The organism is Stenotrophomonas sp. GbtcB23, from assembly GCF_019091045.1.
Classification (GTDB): Bacteria; Pseudomonadota; Gammaproteobacteria; order Xanthomonadales; family Xanthomonadaceae; genus Stenotrophomonas; species Stenotrophomonas rhizophila_A.
In genome coordinates, this window is the sequence record NZ_JAGXKC010000127.1 from 1 (window position 1) to 1,108 (window position 1,108).

Annotated in this window: 1 protein-coding gene and 1 pseudogene; one reads left to right on the forward strand and one right to left on the reverse strand. The window is 61.2% G+C overall.

The features are described from left to right. A pseudogene (locus KVS69_RS18355) lies at positions 1-319 on the forward strand (hypothetical protein); the annotation flags it as partial. Positions 320-339: 20 nt separating this feature from the next. On the opposite strand, the gene KVS69_RS18360 reads toward KVS69_RS18355, so the two are convergent. Beyond that, a partial coding sequence (locus KVS69_RS18360) for a transposase (protein WP_217539423.1) occupies positions 340-1,108 on the reverse strand: 769 nt, incomplete at its 5' end.

Below are 1,108 nucleotides of genomic sequence, written 5' to 3' on the forward strand. Positions count from 1 at the left end.
GCGTGATGTGGGGTCCGTCTTTCAATCCGGTCGGCGGGGCTTGCCGATCGCGCGGTGGCGTTCCTGCTGCTGGGCGGCGGTACGCCAAGGTGCCTCGGTGGTGATGCGTCTTGGCGTGCACGACAGCGCCCATGTGCGGGAAGCCATCTTTCAGGAGGTCCAGAAGCGCCTGCGCTACCTGATGACCAGTTCGCCCGAGCAAGGCATGTTCAAGCCCTATCATTTGGCACCGGAGTCCTCAGTAGCCAAACTGTTTGTAGATTGGGTCGTCCCTATGGAATGGGCGTACTGGACAGGTGAGCGCCACCCCAGCCGCTAGCAGACAAACGAGCAGCCTCGTCAGTCGGCTCCCCCATCTTGCGCATGGCCGCGCCGAGTTTTCTTCACCGCATTTTGTGCTGGCGTCAGTTGATTCAGTAGAGGCTCTAGCGCTTCAAGACGTGCATTGGCACGCAACGCATCGGCTTCAGCGCTCTCGCGGCGCTCACGCTCCCGCGCAAGGGTGTCTTGAACTTGAGCTAGCTCGTTGCGCATGGTATCCAAGGTCTTGGCGTCAGTCTTCCAGCGCTCCTGCAGTGCCAAATAGTCCGTCGCGGTCTGGCGCAACGCCACGACCTCGCTGTGTTGGCCTTCGTGGGCCTGTCGTAGCTGGGCAAGCTCACGCTCAATCCGCCCGTGGCGCTCCAGCCATTGACCATTGTCGCGGTTCAGCACCAACAGCTCCTGATTCTTCGCGCCCAAGGCTTCATTGGCCTGACGTAAGGCTACTTGCAGCTCTTGGACCTGATGCTCGTGACGGCGAAGCTCTTGCTCACGCTGCTCTTTGGTTGAAGTGCGGTAGTGCTCAAGCGCTTCCCGGGCATGGGCATGCTTGTCCTCCAGAGAACGCGTATGCGCCTCATGATCAGCCAGCCGCACCGTCATGCCAGCGATGCGCTCGTTCAACTGGGCGATTTCCGCGACCCTGTCACCTAGATTCTGTTGAAGGAGGGCGTGAGCAGCTTGCTCTTGGTGCAGGCTTGCTTCGGTGCGCTGCAGCCGACTGCTCAAGGCGGCAGCCTCCTCTTGGGCACCGGAAAGCGCCTGTTGCCGACTGTGGAGCTCAGCC